Consider the following 15,988-nt stretch of genomic DNA (forward strand, 5'->3'; position numbering starts at 1 on the left):
CAGCCTGAGCGTCCATAGTTATAGGCAGACGAGGATGAAAGGAAGTCTCATGACTGAGAACCCAGTGCCGGGTGCGTCACCGGAGCCGACACAACAGAACCGGGAACCGGCGGGGCAGCAGGCGGGCTCGCCGGAGCAGACGCATGCCGTAAACGCGCCCGAGGCGGCCACCGGAAACCCGGCACCCGGACAGCCGGTAGCGGGAAACCCGGCCCCCGGAACCCCGACACCCGGCCCGACGCCCGAGAACCCGACCCTCCGGCTGGACCGCGCCGAGGACGGAGCACCACGTCCGGTGTACCAGCAGCAGCCCTCGGCCGCGGACACCCAGCAGTTCGGCGCTCCCGCCCAGCACACCAGTCAGTACGGCGGGTTCTCCCAAGCCGGCCAAGGCCAACCCGCCCAGCCCTCCCACCCGCCCTATGGCCAGTCCCAGCCAGGCCAATCCCAGTACGGCCAGTCCCAGTATGGCGGCCCTTACGGTGCCAACCCCGGCGGCCAGCCGGCGTCGGGTCCGTCCTATGGATCCGGCCCGGGCTTCGCGAACAACCCGGCGCACGCCCCTAAGCGCAAGGCGGCATTTGGTGTCCCGACCCTCGTGGCCAGCATCGTGGCGGCCGGCCTGATCGGCGGCGGCGTGGTCGCTGGCAGCAACGCACTGCTGCTGGACCGTTCCCCCACTGCCGCCACGAGCGACACCACCCAGGCCGGTCCGGTGATCGTCAACAACAGGGACGCCGTCAACGCCATCACCGCCGCCGCCCTCAAAGCTTCCCCCAGCGTGGTGACCATCAAAGCAACCAGCGGCAGCGACGGCGGTACCGGCAGCGGGATCATCCTCGATGCCGAGGGCCACGTGCTGACCAACACCCACGTGGTCACTCTCGACGGCAAAACCGCGAACGCCACGATGGAGGTCCGGACGAGCGACGGCAAGGTCTACTCCGCGAAGATCGTCGGTACCGACCCGCTGTCCGACCTCGCCGTGATAAAGATCGACAACCCCTCGGGACTGGTCCCGGCAACGCTGGGTGACTCGGGCAAGCTGAACGTCGGCGACACCGCGGTCGCCATCGGGTCGCCGCTGGGACTCACCGGCACAGTCACGGACGGCATCGTCTCGACCCTGAACCGGACCATCAGTGTGGCGTCCTCGGCTGCGCCGAAGAACGGCGCGGATAACTCCCAGGGCGGGGACCAGGGCTTCCAGTTCGCGCCTCCGGGCGGTGGCGAGACCCCGAACACCGCGGATCAGGGGTCCATCTCGATCAACGTCATCCAGACAGACGCGGCCATCAACCCGGGCAACTCCGGTGGCGCGCTGGTGAACACCAAGGGTGAAGTCATCGGCGTGAACGTCGCGATCGCCTCCGCCGGCGGCGACTCAGCCACCGGAAGCAGCAGCGGCAACATTGGCGTGGGCTTCAGCATCCCCATCAACAACGCCAAGCGCGTGGCCCAGGAGATCATCAGCGGCGGCAAAGCCACACACGGGCAGTTCGGCGTCAGCGTGAAGCCCAAGGCCGCCGGTTCGTCCTCCTCAGGGTTCTCGGTGGGCGCAGAGGTCGCAACTGTCGAGTCCGGATCGGCCGCTGACAAGGCCGGCATCAAGGTCGGCGACGTCGTGACGAAGTTCCAGAACCTGACCATCAGCGATCCCAACCAGCTGACCGCGGCAGTGCGCGAACAGTCTGCCGGGGCCACAGTCAAGGTGACGGTCCTGCGCGGCGGCCAGTTGAAGGACTTCGACGTGACCCTCGGGGCAGCGGCCGAGCAGTAGAAGCCGAGCAGTAGAAGCCGAGCAACAGAAGCAGAGCAGTGCAGAACAGTAGTTAGGGAGGCCGGGCGGCACCAATCGGTGCGGCCCGGCCTTTCCGTGCCCGGCGTATTTGTGCCCGGCTCCTGCCGAAGTTTCCCGGGACCGGGCGGGGCGCTGACACAGGGGTTAACCGAGGCCGCGCTGCCCGCCGGCTATATGGTTAGCTAGGAACAGCCCGGCTACCGGGTGTTCCGTGGCCATGTCCCCGCCAGGGGCGGCTGTCCACCCGCATGGAAGGCTGCTGTAGACACAGTGGAAGAATCTCTAAAAATCATTGTGCTGGTCAAGCACGTCCCGGATGCGCAGTTCGACCGGCACCTCGCCGGTGAGGCCAACACCGTGGACCGCTCCGAGAGCATCCTGTCCGAACTGGATGAGTACGCCCTGGAAGCCGCCCTGCAGCTGAGCGAGGCCCGCGGCGGGGAAGCGGCCGGCAACAAGGTCATCGCCCTGAGCATGGGTCCGGCCGGGGCCGTCAACGCGGTGAAGAAATCCCTCCAGATCGGCGCCTCTGAAGGCGTGCACCTCAGCGACGAGGCCCTTGCCGGATCCGATGCCGCAGCCACCTCGCTGGCACTGGCCGCCGCGATCCGCCACCTGGGCGCGGACGCCCCGGCGGACCTCATCCTCACCGGCATGGCCTCCACGGACGGCGAGACCTCGCTGGTCCCGGCACAGCTCGCCGAGCGGCTGGGGCTTCCGCAGGTAACTTTTGCCGCGTCGCTGGAGCTCGACGCCGGCAAGCTCACCGCCCGCCGCGACGGCGACACCCACGCGGACACCATTGAGACCGAACTGCCGGCCGTCGTTTCCGTCACCGACCAGATCAATGATCCGCGGTACCCGAACTTCAAGGGCATCATGGCGGCGAAGAAGAAAACCATCACCACCTTGAGCCTTGCCGACATCGGCGTCGACCCGGCCCAGGTGGGCAAGGCAGGTTCCTGGACCGCCGTCGAGACCGCAGAGGTCCGCCCGCCGCGCACGGCCGGCACCATCATCACCGACGAAGGCGACGCCGGCATCCAGCTGGTTGAGTTCCTGGCTGCCCAGAAGCTGCTCTAAAGGGGATTATCCGAACATGGCAAAAGTACTCGTTTTCATCGACAACCCCGGCCAGGCGCTGAAGAAGTCGAGCCTGGAACTGCTCACGATCGCCCGCTCCCTCGGCGAACCGGCAGTCGCCTTCAATGGCGAACTGCACGATGACGCCGCTGCGGCCCTTGCTGCGTACGGCGTCCAGGCACTCTACCGCCCGTCTGCGGCCGACCTCGACGACTATCTTGTGGGCCCCAAGGCGTCCTACCTGGCCGCCGCGGTCCAGACTTCCGGTGCCACCGTGGTCCTGACCGAGAACTCGGCCGAGGGCAAAGAAATCGCCGCCCGGCTCAGCATCAAGCTCGGCGCCGGTGTCATCACCGATGTCGTGGCCGTGGACCCCGACGGTACGGCGCACAAGTCCGTGCTGGCGGGTTCCTACACCACCACGGCGAGGGCCACGACGCCCGTGGCCGTTCTCACCGTCAAGCCCAACAGCATCACGCCCGAGCCTGCCGTTACCGGCACGGCACCGGAGGCCGTAACGATTGAGGTCCCGGAGACGGCCACCGCCGCCTCCGCCCGTGTCACGGCACGCAGTGAAAAGCCCGAAAGTGGGCGCCCCGATCTGACCGAGGCGCGGATCGTCGTAGCCGGCGGCCGTGGTGTGGACGGCGACTTTGGTCCGCTGGAGGCACTCGCCGACGCCCTGGGTGCGGCCATCGGCGCCTCGCGGGCCGCCACGGACGCCGGCTGGATCGGCCACGACGCGCAGATCGGCCAGACCGGCAAGACCGTCTCGCCGCAGCTCTACATCTCCGCGGGCATTTCCGGAGCCATCCAGCAGAAAGCCGGCATGCAGACCGCCAAGGTGATCGTGGCCGTGAACAAGGACGCCGAATCGCCGGTTTTCGAGATCGCGGACTTCGGCGTTGTGGGCGACCTCTTTCAGGTTCTGCCGCAGGCAACTGCGGAAATCAAGAAGCGCAAAGGCTGACTGAATGAGCACCAACGCCGTTCCGCAAAGCCCGTTCGACCCGGAGACCTCCCGTATCGAGCGGGTGCTTTGTTTCACCGCCCACCCGGACGACATCGATTTCGGCGCCGCCGGCACAGTCGCCGCATGGACCGCCGCAGGAGTCCAGGTCAGCTACTGCATCATGACCGACGGCGACGCCGGCGGCTATGATCCGGCGCAGCGCGAGGAAATCGTACGGCTGCGCGTTGCGGAGCAGCAGCGTGCCGCTGCCCTGGTCGGCGTCACGGACATCCATTACCTGCACCAGCGTGACGGCTACCTCGAACCCTCACATGAGGTGATGCGCGAGGTGGTGCGCCTGATCCGGCAGCTGAAGCCCGACGTCGTAGTGTCCATGCATCCTGAACGGAACTGGAACCGGATCCAGAAGAGCCACCCGGATCACCTGGTCGTGGGGGAGGCCGTGACCCGTGCCGTGTATCCCGCGCTGGAAAACCCCTTCGCGTACCCGGAACTGGCCGAGTCCGGGCTCGAGGCCTACAAATTGCCCTGGCTGTGGCTCTTCGCCGGGCCGGAAGAGCGCGAAAACCACTTCGTGGACGTCACCGAGCACGTGGACAGCAAGCTTGCTGCCATCCACATCCACGTCAGCCAGCACCCGGACGTCGACGCCATGGAGCGCACAGTCCGCGGCCTCATGCTCGGCACCGGGGCCCGCGCCGGACTTCCCGCCGGACGCAGTGCTGAGGCCTTCCATGTCGTAACAGTCAACGGCCAGGGGACCATCGCCGGTTTCTAGTGTTGCTGCAGCACCACCTCTGCCATATGCTGGCCTCTGTTTAAATCATATTTATTTGATGGAAGGCAGACTTTGATGGCGAAGACTGCGCAACACCCCGTTCTTGTAATCATGGGCGTCTCCGGTTCCGGCAAATCAACTGTCGCGGGGCTTCTGGCGGGCAGGCTGGGCTGGGATCTTGCCGAGGGCGACGACCTCCACCCGGAAGCCAACGTGGCGAAGATGCACGCAGGAGAGCCGCTGACCGACGAGGATCGGTGGCCTTGGCTCGAAAGCATCGCCGACTGGATCCGGTCCCACACCGAAGCCGGGAACCCCGGCGTCGTGACGTGTTCGGCGCTGAAGAAGCGCTACCGGGACATTCTGCGCGGCGAAGGGGTGGTGTTCGTGTTCCTCGAGGGATCACGGGACAAGATCTCCGGCCGGCTGGCCTCCCGCCACGGGCACTTCATGCCCCCGGCCCTGCTGGAGTCCCAGTTCGACGCGCTCGAAGCGCCCACCCCGGACGAAAACTTCATTTCCCTGTCCGTCTCCGCAACGCCGGCGGAAGAAGCACAGGAAATCATCACCCGACTTCATCTCGACGCTGCCGACGCCAGGCCCTGAGCCTTCCCGCGTTCCGCTGCCACCAAGGAATTTTTTGTGAAATCACTGATAGCAACGCAGCTTCAGGCTGCCGTTGAGGCCGGGGCCGGCATCGACACCCAACTACTCATCATCGCGGGCCTGGGCATCGCCCTGCTCGTGGTGCTGATCGCCAAGTTCAAGTTCCACCCCTTCCTGGCCCTGATTCTGGGGTCCGGTTTCGTCGGCCTCGCCGCCGGTGTAGAGCCGGCCAAGGTGATTGCCAATTTCGAGGACGGTGTGGGCGGCGTCCTGAAGGAAGTCGGCCTCCTCGTCGCGCTCGGCGCGATGCTGGGCAAGCTGCTCGCTGACTCCGGTGGCGCCAACCGGGTGGTCGACACCCTCCTGGCCAAGGCCACCGGAAACAAGCTGGTGTGGTCCATTACGCTGGTCGCCGTGATCATCGGCCTGCCGATGTTCTTCGAGATCGGGCTCGTCCTGCTGCTGCCGGTGATCGTCCTTGTCACGCAACGCTCCAAGATGCCCCTGATGCGCATCGCCATCCCGGCGCTGGCCGGTCTGTCCGTGCTGCACGGGCTGGTGCCGCCGCACCCGGGACCGCTGATCGCGATCAGCGCCGTCAAGGCGGAACTGGGCACCACCCTGGCCCTCGGCATCCTCGTTGCCATCCCCACGGTGATCATCTGCGGCCCGCTCTTCTCCCGCCTGGCAGCCCGGTGGGTGCCTGTGGGCGCCCCCGCCGTCGCCGGCGGCGTTGACACCGTGCATGGCGCGGACATGGAGGGCGTCAAGCGCCCGCCGAGCTTCCTCGTGACGCTGTTGACCATCCTGTTCCCGGTAGTGCTCATGCTGCTCAGGGCCGTCGTGGACATCATCTGGCCCAACCCTTTGACGGCCCCGGCCATCCGGATGTTCTTCGACTTCGTCGGCCAGCCGCTGGTCGCCATGACCCTGGCGGTCCTGCTGGCCATGGTGACCTTTGGCTACGCTGTGGGCCTCAGCGGCGCCAAGATCACGAGCAGGATCAGTGCCAGCCTCGGCCCGATCGCGGGGATCCTCCTGATCGTCGGCGCCGGCGGCGGCTTCAAGCAGACGCTGATTGGTGCCGGCGTGGGTGACGCCGTGAAGACCTGGGCCGAGGGGACCAACATGTCCGTCCTGGTGCTCGGCTTCATCGTGGCCGTGGCCCTGCGCCTGGCGACAGGCTCGGCCACCGTCGCGACGGTGACGGCCGCCGGCATCGTGGCACCGCTCGCCAGTTCCCTGACGCCGACGCACGCCGCACTGCTGGCCCTCGCGATCGGCGCCGGCTCGCTGTTCTTCTCGCACGTGAACGACGCCGGGTTCTGGCTCGTCAAGGAGCTGTTCGGGCTGACGGTGGGCCAGACGTTCAAGACCTGGTCCGTCATGGAAACGCTGATCTCCGTGGTGAGCTTCGGCCTGGTGATGCTGCTCTCGCTGGTCATTTAGCCGGTCAGGAAGTCAGCCGGACACGAAGCCAGGCGCACCAAACGCAGAAAGCCGCCCGGGCCTTGAGTCCTTCTACGGAAGGAGCCAGGGCCCGGGCGGCTTTCTGTTTCCGGTCGGCCTGAGTGTGGCAGCCTGTGTGCAGCGGGAGTCTGTACCGGTGTCGGTGTCTAGGCGTCCAGCGGCGCAGCGGCGACGGTGGGCAGGGTTGGTTTCGCGGATCCCCCTGTGGGTTCCACGGTGATGCCCAGGGCGGCGGCGGAGCCGATGCCCTTGACCACCGCGGGCTTGGACAGGGCTTCAGCGTCCATGAGGCCCTGCGACACCGGGGCCGAGCCGTCCTTCGGGATCAGCCACATCTGGTAGACCTTGCCCGCGGGCGGCGCCGGGACGCCGTTCATCTTGACGACGGCGGCGTCCTTGGACGGGGAAATCGACACGGTGGCCGTACCGCCGCCGTTGACGTCGACGGTGGCCTGGCGGACGTCGCTGGCCTGCAGTACCTGGTTCAGCGGATCGTTCTGGTTTGCCACATACGCGCCCACCCCGACGCCGCCCAAGGCGATCACGGCGGCAGCGGCGACGCCGACAAGCCAGTTCCGCATGCCCTGCGGGCGGCGGCGTTCTTCCCTGCGCTTGCGGGCCGCACCGAGCTCGTCGGTGGCGGCCATTCCGGAGCTGTCGCGTACCGGATGCGGCATCACAGGCGCCGTTTGCGGACCCGTGCCGGGGAGGGGCACTGCGGCGGGGGACGGCTGTGCCGTCTGCGCCGGCAGTGATGACATGATCCGGTCCAGCAGCCCGGGCGGAGGCTCTTCCTCGGCGGTGAAGCTGGTGGCCAAGGTCTCCCTGGCCTGCCGGACGCGTTCATTGAAGGCATCCCGGTCTGCTGCCGGTGCGGAGGCGAGGAACTGCTCGATCGCGGCGCGTTCGGCGTCGTCCACCGCGTTTAGGGCATAGACCTCGGCAAGGTCCACGACGCGGCCGGAAGCCAGGTCGGTGGCGATCTCGGCAGTGAAGCCGCCGGGGAGGCGATTGTCGTTCTCATGCGGGTTCATGTCGGTCAATTCAGCTCACCCCCAAGCAGGTCTTCAGTCGTATCAGTCCATCGCGGATGCGGGACTTGATGGTAGGAACCGCGGCATTGAGCCGCTCGGCCACCTCCCGGTAAGTGAGGCCGCCGTAGTATGCCAGCCGCACGGACTCCTGCTGCGTATCGGTCAGCGTCTCCAAGCACCGGACCACTGCCTCGGCCTCGAGCCGGCTGCCGACCTCGTCCGAGACGGAATCGTGGTCGATCTCCTGGCTGCTGGCCCCGTATTTGGCTTCGCGGTCAGTGGCGGACTGCGAGGACCGGACCTTGTCCACGGCGCGGCGGTGCGAGATGGTCATGAGCCAGGCCAGCGGACTGCCGGCCGCGGGATTGAACTTGGCCGCGTTCTGCCAGACCTGCAGGAAGACTTCCTGGGTGGTGTCCTCGCTGAGTTCGGTATCGATCAGGACCCGGCGTGCCATGCCGAAGACGCGCCTGGAGGTGAGGCTGTAAAATTCCGCGAACGCCGCCTGGTCGCCCTGGGCAATCAGTTCCAGCAGGCTGCCGAGCCGGCCGTTGATGTCGGCTGAGGTACCCGCGGGAGCGGCGGCCCCGGGGTTCGGGGCATTCGGAGTATCCATCACTCCCAAGCATAAGCCGCCTGCCGGCGGACGGGGGCCAGGAGCTGCGGCATGGGGCGAGGGGCCGGCCTTTGCCTCATGGGCAGGGGATCTATCCAGATGCACTGTTCTCACCCGCCTTGCTCGCTCCCTTCCGTTTCCCACAACGCTGAGTCGGCGGTTTCGTGTGCCCGCCTTCAGAAGTGATTCGGCGCAGCCCGGAATCCGGATGGGCGCGACCTGCGGGATCTTTGCCGCGGGCTCCCTCGCAGGCAGCCGCCGGTCCGGCCGGCGGTCGGCGGCGGAACGGCTACAGCCCGGCCCCAGCGAACCCGTTCTGGCGCCAGGCCTCATAGACGGCGATGGACGCCGCGTTGGCCAGGTTCAGCGACCGGAGGGAGGGCAGCATCGGCAGGCGGACGCGGGACGTCACCCGGGGACTGTGCTTGAGTTCCTCGGACAAACCCACGGACTCAGGACCAAACAGCAGGACGTCGCCGGCGCGGTATTGGATGTCTGTGTAGGTGGTTTCGCCGTCGGAGGTGAAGGCAAATACACGTTCCGGTTCCAGCGCCGCCCAGGCTGCGTCGATGTCCGGGTGGACGGTCACGACGGCGAGGTCGTGGTAGTCCAGGCCTGCCCGCCGGAGCTTGGCGTCGGAAAAATCAAAGCCCAGGGGCTCCACCAGGTGCAGCTCGGCGCCCGTGATGGCTGCCAGCCTGATGGCGTTTCCCGTATTGCCGGGGATTTCGGGGGTGTGGAAGAGGATGCGGAACACCTTTCCATCCTAGCGAGCCGCCGGCGTCGGGCGCGCCGCGGGCCGTCCGCCCCGGAGACCCGCGGGGAGGGACCGGGACGGAACCTAGTGCATTCCGCGCAGCAGCCGGGCCAGCACAGGCACATTGACGGTGTTGGGGGCCGGCCCCGAGCCGAGGAACAGCTTGAGGCCGCGGGCCAGGCCCGCGGCGTTGACTATCTCGACAAGCCCCGAATTTTCCCCGTACCCGCTGCCCTGGCCGCCGGGTGCGCGGCGGTGCCGGTCGATGACCGGCTGGTGCAGATTGCCGTCCGTGCTGTGGACAACAATCCAGCCGGTGACATTGAGCTCGGGAAATATGTCCTGCATCCGGCGCACGACGTGGGCCAGTTGGGGCGGGGCGACGGAGCGGTTGCCGTGGGTCAACGTGCTGCCGTTCCACGCATAGGCGCCCGGCGGCAGCAGCATGGACCCGATGATTGCGAGCCGGTACCCGGCAAGGACTGCGTGGTCGATGTGGCTGTTGTCCGCCGGGGACTGCAGCCCGTTGACGAGGCGCGCCGCCGGAATGGTGGTCAGGATCTGCCTGCTGATGAGCTGCACGGTGCGCATCTCACGTTGGATCCGGGCCTCGGCGCCGAAGATCCCGCGCTTGCGGGGCAGGCCGTGGACCTGCTGCCGGGCCACACCGGCAGGGATCAGCGGCACCGCCGTCCCGTCGCCAAACTGCTCGAACGGGGGAACATAGACGGGCGGGTCGGCAGCTGTGTTCCGCGGCGTGTTCGGGCGGCGGACGTTGGCTGAGGCCCGGCTGCCCGCGGCCGGGGCGTCGAAGTGGGCGCCCTCGTCGCCGGGAGTGGAATATGCGCTGGCGTAGGAGCGGTCATAGTCCGCGCGGCGCTTTGCGTCGATGAGTGTCTCGTACGCGAGCGTGACACGCCGGAACGCTGCAGGATCGCCGCCGTGATCCGGGTGGGCGAGCCGGGCGGCCTTGCGGTACGCCACTTTGATGTCCTTCTCCGTCGCCGTCACTGGGATCCCGAGGACCTGGTAATGCGAGCTGCTGCCCTGCGTCAAACAGAGATCCTTTTCATCGATGGTGCTGGCGTTGGGAATGCCGGGCCGTTCGTGGGCGCCCGGCAGGCCCAGTTTAACCGGCTGAGAGGACAACGACCGCGCGTACCGGGATGGTTCCCGGCCACTGGCATAATTGCGCGCATGCTGATCGCCGTCGCCGTCAACCCGCGCGCGTCCTTTGGCCGGACGCGGCACGCCGGGAAGGAATCGGCGGGACGCTTCCGCGCGGCCGGGGCGGAGGTCCTGCTGCTGTGCGCGGACAGTTATGCCGGGCTGGCGCAGGTGGTTGAGGACGCGCTGGAATCGGGCGTGGATGCACTGGTGGTGGTGGGCGGGGACGGCATGGTCCACCTCGGATTCAATGCGCTTGCCGGGGCCGGCTGCCGGGTTCCGCTGGGCATTATTCCCACCGGGACGGGCAACGATGTGGCGCGGGCGCTGGGCCTGCCGCTGCACAATCTCCCGGCGGCCTGCGACCGGGCGCTGGCGTATTTGGCCGACGACGGCCGGATGATCGACGCCGGCAAGATCACCGCTGGAGGAACCTCCGGTGGTTCGCGGGCGTCGTCTCGGCCGGGTTCGATGCCGCCGTCAATGAGATGACGGCCACCTGGACCTGTTCATTGTCAGCAAGTTGTCCCGGACCGGGCTGCTGGCCGTGTTCCCGAAAGTGTTTGCCGGCAAGCACGTGGGCCACCCCGCCGTGCAGCTTCGCCGGGTCCGCACGGTGGAACTGGCGGCCAGCAACATCGTGGCCTACGCCGACGGCGAGCGGATCGGGGCGCTCCCGATGACCATCGAGGTCGTTCCGCACGCCGTCTGTGTTCTGGCCTAGCGGCCCGGCATAGCGGCCCGGCATAGCGGCCGGGCTTAGCGCCCTAGCGGCTTGGCGTGGCGGCCGGCGCGGCCTTGCGCGGGGACAACCTGTTCAGTGCTAGGGCGCCCACGAGCAGCCCGAAGTCACGCAGCGCGACGTCGTAGAAGCCGCCGAGGACGATCAGGTTGATGATGATGCCCAGCAGCCAGGCGGCCACGAGCGCCGATCCGAAGCGCGGGCGCAGCGCCACCATGACGCCGGCGATGATTTCCACTACGCCAACGATATACATGATGGTCTGGGCCGGCAGCGGGATTACCGAGGTCACCACGGGGGCCAGGTACATGGTCCAGTCGGTCAGCAGGTTCGTGAACTTGTCGAGGCCGAACAGGATCGGCGCAACCGTAAAAACGGTCCGCAACAAGAGGAAGGCCTGGCGGTGCGGGTCCGCCGCGAGCTGCTGTGCGGGAGTGGCGAGGGATGGGGAAACTTTCATGGCGTGCTCCTTCTAAAAATGGATAACTCGATTTTAGAACACCACCTGAGGATTAAGCAATGATTCTTGTTTTTAGAGATATTCTTGTTTCATGACCAAACTTCCGTGGAACCGCCGGCTTGCGGCGGTCGCGTCCCTGGGCGACGAGAACCGCCGGATCCTGTTTGACTACGTCGCCTCGGCGACAGACGCCGTCGGCCGGGACGACGCTGCCCAGGCTTTGGGTCTGGCGCGGAGCACAGCCTCGTTCCATCTGGACCGGCTGGTGAAAGACGGGCTGCTGGCGGTGGAGTTCCGCAAGCTTGGAGGACGGGAGGGCCCCGGTTCCGGCCGGCCCGCCAAGCTGTACCGGGCAGCCGTGGAAGAGGTGGCGGCCTCCGTCCCGGACCGCCACTACGATCTCGCCGCCGAGTTGCTGGTCTCCGCGATCGAGGCTGCCACCAGCGACGGCGGATCGCCGCGGGAGGCCCTGCTCCGGGCCGCCCGCGCCAGGGGGCAGTCAGCGGTTGAGTCGGCAGCCCCCGCAACCGGGCCGGCGGGGGCCATCGGGGCCGGGGATGCGGAAACCGCCGGCGGTCCCGATGGCGATGGCCCGCTCGCGGACTTCTTGACGGGGCAAGGCTACTGCCCGGCGGACGACGGCGCCGGGGGACTGGTGCTGATGAACTGCCCGTTCCATCGCCTCGCTGCCGGGCACGCAGACGTGGTCTGCGCCATGAACGGGGCCTTCCTGGGCGGGGCCTCCGCGGCCCTGGGGATCGACCCTGGACGGATCGAAGCGCTCGCCATCGAAGCTCTCAGGGAGCAGGGGAGCGCGCAGCCCGGGCAGTGCTGTGCCCGCATCCTGCCTGCCTGACAGCTCTGCCTGCCTGGCAGCCCGGCCGCCATGAGTGGCCGGGCTGCCTGGCGTCGCGGCTACCGGCCCCGCGCCCCCGCCGAAGAGGTGCCCGGCGCTGCGAGCCTGGGCTGGCCCTTGAGTCCGGTCAGCAGGACGCCGGCGACCACCATGAGGCCGCCGGCGATCTGCACGGGAGTGAGCGGCGTCCCCAGCAGCACTGTAATGATCGCCGTAAAGACAACCATCAGGTTGAGGTAGTTGCCCGCAGTCCCCGGCGGGGTGGTCTTCAGCGCCAGATTCCACAGGAGGTAGGAACAAAGGGAGGGGAAGACGGCGATGTACGCCAGTGACCAGCCTTCGGCCGCGGTGTCCGGAAACTGCACGTTCATGGCGAGTGCCAACGGCGCCAGCGTCACGGTCGCAAACACCACCTGTACTGCTGTGGCCGAGATGGCCGGCACCTTCAGCCGGCGGGCAATGATCGTGTAGAAGCCCCAGATGATGATCGCACCAATCATCAAGAGCTCGCCGGTGTTGATGGCGAAGCTGAATATACGGGCCAGCTCACCCTGAGTCAGGACGAGCAGCACCCCCAGCAGGCCGAGGCTGATGCCGAGCCAGCCCAGCCAGGTGGTCCGCTCACCGAGCAGGACAATCGCCATGACCACAATCAGGGCCGGGTTGGCGGCTGTAATGAGGGAGGCGTTCATCGCGGACGTGTATCCGAGCGCGCTGTAGAGCAGCAGCGTGTAGCCGCTCATGCCCAGGACGCTCAGCAGTAGGAGGACTGGCCAGCGGCGCAGCACAGCGCGCCAGTCCGGCTTCTCAACGAAGTGGGCCAGCAGCAGCAGCGGCACGGCGGCCAGGGTCCAGCGCCAGAAGGTCAGCTCCAGCGGGGTCATTGAGGCGACGGCGGCCTGCCCGACGACGTAATTGCCGGACCAGAACAAGGTGGCCAGCACAAGGTAGAGGGAGGCTTTCACCGCCCGAATCTACACCAGTCGAGTGCCCTTCCCGGTGCCTGTGCCCGTCGCCGCCGCAGCTGGGCGGCCGCGGCCGCAGGTAGAATTGGGCTGTGCCCGTCTACCTCGATCATGCCGCCACAACCACCCTCGCCCCGGAGGCGCTGGCTGCACTGACGCGCGAGCTGGCCCGGACGGGCAACCCCTCCTCGCTGCATGGATCGGGCCGTCGTGCCCGGCGCTCGGTGGAGGATGCGCGGGAAGTGCTGGCGAAGGCCGCGGGCGCCCATCCCTCGGAGGTGATTTTTACCTCCGGTGGGACCGAGGCGGACAACCTTGCGGTCAAGGGCCTGTACTGGGCCCGCCGGGCCGAGGACCCGTCGCGTACCCGCATCCTGTGTTCCGCCGTCGAACACCACGCAGTGCTGGACACCGTCGAATGGCTCGAACGGCATGAGGGCGCCGAGGTCTGCTGGCTCCCGGTAGACGCCGCGGGCCTCGTGGACCTGGTCGTGCTTGAGGCCGAACTGTCCCGTGATCCGGCGTCGATCGCCCTGGTGACCGTCATGTGGGCCAACAACGAGGTCGGCACCATCCAGCCCGTCGCCCGGGTGGTGGAGCTGGCACACGCTGCCGGCGTCCCCGTCCACTCCGACGCTGTCCAGGCCTTCGGCTCCATCCCCGTTGACTTCCGCCGGACGGGCCTGGACGCCATGTCCGTCTCCGGGCACAAGATCGGCGGACCGGTCGGCGTCGGCGCGCTCATCCTGGGCCGGGCGGTGAAGCTGACCCCGGTCCAGCATGGCGGCGGGCAGGAACGCGACGTCCGCTCCGGGACCTTGGACACTGCGTCGATCGCGGCTTTTGCCGCGGCCGCCGAGGCCGTCGCCGCGAAACTCCCTGAGGAGGCCGCCAGGATCGCGGCCCTTCGTGACCGGCTGATCGAGGGCGTCCATGAGGCCGTCCCCGAGGCCGTGCTCCGGGGCGCCCCGGGCCCCGGCCGGTTGCCTGGCAACGCGCATTTCACGTTCCCGGGCTGCGAGGGCGACTCGCTGCTGTTCCTGCTGGACCTCGCCGGCGTCGAATCCTCCACGGGCTCCGCCTGCACTGCGGGTGTTCCGCGGCCCTCGCATGTTTTGCTGGCCATGGGCCTGGACGAGGACACCGCGAGGGGTGCGCAGCGTTTTACGCTCGGGCATTCCTCCACCGACGCCGACGTCGATGCCCTGCTCGCCGCGCTGCCGGGCGCCTACGCCCGGGCCCGCCAGGCCGGCATGGCCGGGCATGAATCCAGCATCCAGACCGCCGGTACGGTCGCCCGTGAATCCGCCCGTCAGGCTTCTGGCAGGAGCTGATCCAGCGGTGCCGAGGAATCGGCAAGCAGGTCCGGGCTCACGGCGGTGCGTTCGCCGATGAGCGCCTTGATCGCCTTCTGCGGCTTGGCGGCGCGGGGCCAGTTGACGTTCATCCCGGCGATCACCTGGCCGCCCCGCTGCCAGAAGGCAATGAACTCCTTGTCCGCAAGCGAGCCGCGGATGACCGGTGGCCCCGCGACGAGCGTCGGGAAGCCCGAATACTCCATGCTGACGTCGTACTGGTCGGTGTAGAAGTACGGGATGGTGTCCAGCGAGGCGTCGAGGCCGAGCATCGCCTTGGCGGCCACCTTGCCGCCGTTGAGGGCATTGGACCAGTGCTCGCTGCGGTGGTGCTCCCCGGTGAACGGATGCAGGGCATTGGCGACGTCGCCGGCGGCGAAGATCCCGGGCATCGAGGTCCGCAGCGACGCGTCGGTGAGTATGCCGTTGCGGATCCGGATGCCGGCCGCCTCGGCCAGGCTGAGCTCCGGCACCACGCCCACAGCGATGACCACGAGATCGGCGGGCAGCACAATGCCTGCGTCGGTGACCACCCCGGTCACCCGTCCCGACCGCCCCTGGATCTCGGCAGCGGACGCCGGAAGCCGGAACCGCACGCCGTGGGCCTCGTGCAGCTCGCGGAAGAAGCCACCCAAATCGGGGCCGATCGCCGTCTCCAGCGGCACCTCCTCCAGCCCCAGCAGGGTGACGGTGTTTCCGAAGGTGCTGGCGGCGGCGGCCAGTTCCATCCCAATCCAGCCGGACCCGATCATGACCACGTTCAGGCCGCCGTCGGCGAGGCGGGCGTGCAGGCGCCGGCTGTCCTCCACCGTCCGGAACGTGCTGACGCCGTCGAGCCCGCTGCCGGGCAGGGGGATGGTCCGGGGCCGTGCTCCCGTGGCGAACAGCAGGGAGGCGTACTCCAGCCGTTCGCCGCCGTCCAGAACCACGGCCCGGGCGGCCGGATCCAGCTCCGTGACCCGGACGCCGAGCCGGAGGTCGACGTCGTTCGCGCCGTACCAGTCCTCGGGCACCACGGGCAGGGCGTCGTCGCCGGCCTTGCCCAGCAGGTACTCCTTGGACAGCGGCGGGCGCAGGTACGGCTGGTGGGACTCGGCGGCCACCAGCACCACGGGGCCGCTGAATCCCTCCGCCCGCAATGTTTTGGCTGCCGTGGCTCCGGCCAGTCCGCCGCCCACGATCACGATGTCCTCAACAGCCATGTCCGCTCGATTCCCGCGTCTGCGCGCTTCCGATTCTAAAACCGCTTGTCCTGACGCTAGAATCGGGAAGCGGCCCCGTCAAGGCTTTTTGGGGAGGATTCGGCGTGGCGATAGAATGGCGTG

Annotated in this window: 17 protein-coding genes; 10 read left to right on the top strand and 7 right to left on the bottom strand. The window is 67.9% G+C overall.

The window, feature by feature from the left end:
- Positions 1–49 precede the first annotated feature (49 nt).
- From M2428_RS01235 to M2428_RS01260, 6 genes are all read left to right on the top strand, one after another.
- A complete protein-coding gene (locus M2428_RS01235; protein ID WP_277522748.1) occupies positions 50–1,780 on the top strand; it encodes a trypsin-like peptidase domain-containing protein in 1,731 nt (576 codons plus the stop codon).
- 291 nt (positions 1,781–2,071) lie between these two features.
- Positions 2,072–2,884, top strand: coding sequence for an electron transfer flavoprotein subunit beta/FixA family protein (locus M2428_RS01240; RefSeq protein ID WP_277522750.1), 813 nt, complete (start codon positions 2,072–2,074; stop codon positions 2,882–2,884).
- Between the two features lie 16 nt (positions 2,885–2,900).
- Positions 2,901–3,854 carry an electron transfer flavoprotein subunit alpha/FixB family protein gene (locus M2428_RS01245; RefSeq protein ID WP_277522752.1) on the top strand — a complete coding sequence of 318 codons (954 nt, stop codon included), beginning with the start codon at positions 2,901–2,903 and terminating at the stop codon, positions 3,852–3,854.
- Between the two features lie 4 nt (positions 3,855–3,858).
- Positions 3,859–4,635: a PIG-L deacetylase family protein gene (locus tag M2428_RS01250; RefSeq protein WP_277522754.1), complete on the top strand. Its 777-nt coding sequence runs from the start codon at positions 3,859–3,861 to the stop codon at positions 4,633–4,635.
- 75 nt (positions 4,636–4,710) lie between these two features.
- Positions 4,711–5,241 carry a gluconokinase gene (locus M2428_RS01255; RefSeq protein ID WP_277522755.1) on the top strand — a complete coding sequence of 177 codons (531 nt, stop codon included), beginning with the start codon at positions 4,711–4,713 and terminating at the stop codon, positions 5,239–5,241.
- A 45-nt stretch (positions 5,242–5,286) separates the two neighbouring features.
- Positions 5,287–6,690 carry a gluconate:H+ symporter gene (locus M2428_RS01260; RefSeq protein WP_277523571.1) on the top strand — a complete coding sequence of 468 codons (1,404 nt, stop codon included), beginning with the start codon at positions 5,287–5,289 and terminating at the stop codon, positions 6,688–6,690.
- 167 nt (positions 6,691–6,857) lie between these two features.
- On the opposite strand, the gene M2428_RS01265 is transcribed toward M2428_RS01260, so the two are convergent.
- From M2428_RS01265 to M2428_RS01280, 4 genes are all read right to left on the bottom strand, one after another.
- The gene (locus M2428_RS01265; protein WP_277522757.1) at positions 6,858–7,745 is read right to left on the bottom strand and encodes an anti-sigma factor; all 888 of its coding nucleotides are present in this window, start codon (positions 7,743–7,745) and stop codon (positions 6,858–6,860) included.
- 10 nt (positions 7,746–7,755) lie between these two features.
- Positions 7,756–8,361 carry an ECF RNA polymerase sigma factor SigK gene (gene sigK, locus M2428_RS01270; RefSeq protein ID WP_277522760.1) on the bottom strand — a complete coding sequence of 202 codons (606 nt, stop codon included), beginning with the start codon at positions 8,359–8,361 and terminating at the stop codon, positions 7,756–7,758.
- Positions 8,362–8,650: 289 nt separating this feature from the next.
- Entirely contained in the window at positions 8,651–9,118 is a 468-nt protein-coding gene (locus tag M2428_RS01275) for a tRNA (cytidine(34)-2'-O)-methyltransferase (protein WP_277522762.1), read from the bottom strand.
- Between the two features lie 84 nt (positions 9,119–9,202).
- Positions 9,203–10,174, bottom strand: coding sequence for a DnaJ domain-containing protein (locus tag M2428_RS01280; RefSeq protein WP_277522764.1), 972 nt, complete (start codon positions 10,172–10,174; stop codon positions 9,203–9,205).
- Positions 10,175–10,315: 141 nt separating this feature from the next.
- Here M2428_RS01280 and M2428_RS01285 point away from each other — a divergent pair, with 141 nt between their 5' ends.
- Both M2428_RS01285 and M2428_RS01290 read left to right on the top strand, forming a co-directional pair.
- A complete protein-coding gene (locus M2428_RS01285; RefSeq protein ID WP_277522766.1) occupies positions 10,316–10,777 on the top strand; it encodes a diacylglycerol kinase family protein in 462 nt (153 codons plus the stop codon).
- 31 nt (positions 10,778–10,808) lie between these two features.
- On the top strand, positions 10,809–11,009 hold the full coding sequence (locus M2428_RS01290) for a hypothetical protein (RefSeq protein WP_277522768.1): 201 nt from the start codon (positions 10,809–10,811) through the stop codon (positions 11,007–11,009).
- Between the two features lie 43 nt (positions 11,010–11,052).
- Here the strand turns inward: M2428_RS01290 and M2428_RS01295 are convergent, their stop codons facing one another.
- Positions 11,053–11,487 carry a hypothetical protein gene (locus M2428_RS01295; RefSeq protein WP_277522770.1) on the bottom strand — a complete coding sequence of 145 codons (435 nt, stop codon included), beginning with the start codon at positions 11,485–11,487 and terminating at the stop codon, positions 11,053–11,055.
- 91 nt (positions 11,488–11,578) lie between these two features.
- On the opposite strand from M2428_RS01295, the gene M2428_RS01300 reads away from it, so the two are divergent.
- Positions 11,579–12,343, top strand: a complete 765-nt coding sequence (locus M2428_RS01300) for a transcriptional regulator (protein ID WP_277522772.1) — start codon at positions 11,579–11,581, stop codon at positions 12,341–12,343.
- Positions 12,344–12,402: 59 nt separating this feature from the next.
- On the opposite strand, the gene M2428_RS01305 is transcribed toward M2428_RS01300, so the two are convergent.
- Positions 12,403–13,308, bottom strand: coding sequence for a DMT family transporter (locus tag M2428_RS01305; RefSeq protein WP_277522774.1), 906 nt, complete (start codon positions 13,306–13,308; stop codon positions 12,403–12,405).
- A 92-nt stretch (positions 13,309–13,400) separates the two neighbouring features.
- On the opposite strand from M2428_RS01305, the gene M2428_RS01310 reads away from it, so the two are divergent.
- Positions 13,401–14,642, top strand: a complete 1,242-nt coding sequence (locus M2428_RS01310) for a cysteine desulfurase family protein (protein WP_277522776.1) — start codon at positions 13,401–13,403, stop codon at positions 14,640–14,642.
- Here M2428_RS01310 and M2428_RS01315 read toward each other — a convergent pair.
- The gene (locus tag M2428_RS01315; protein WP_277522777.1) at positions 14,621–15,865 is read right to left on the bottom strand and encodes an FAD-dependent oxidoreductase; all 1,245 of its coding nucleotides are present in this window, start codon (positions 15,863–15,865) and stop codon (positions 14,621–14,623) included. The two genes, M2428_RS01310 and M2428_RS01315, sit on opposite strands and share 22 nt — an antisense overlap.
- Between the last annotated feature and the right edge of the window lie 123 nt (positions 15,866–15,988).

Origin of the sequence: Arthrobacter sp. ES3-54 (assembly GCF_029504395.1) — a bacterium.
Classification (GTDB): Bacteria; Actinomycetota; Actinomycetes; order Actinomycetales; family Micrococcaceae; genus Arthrobacter.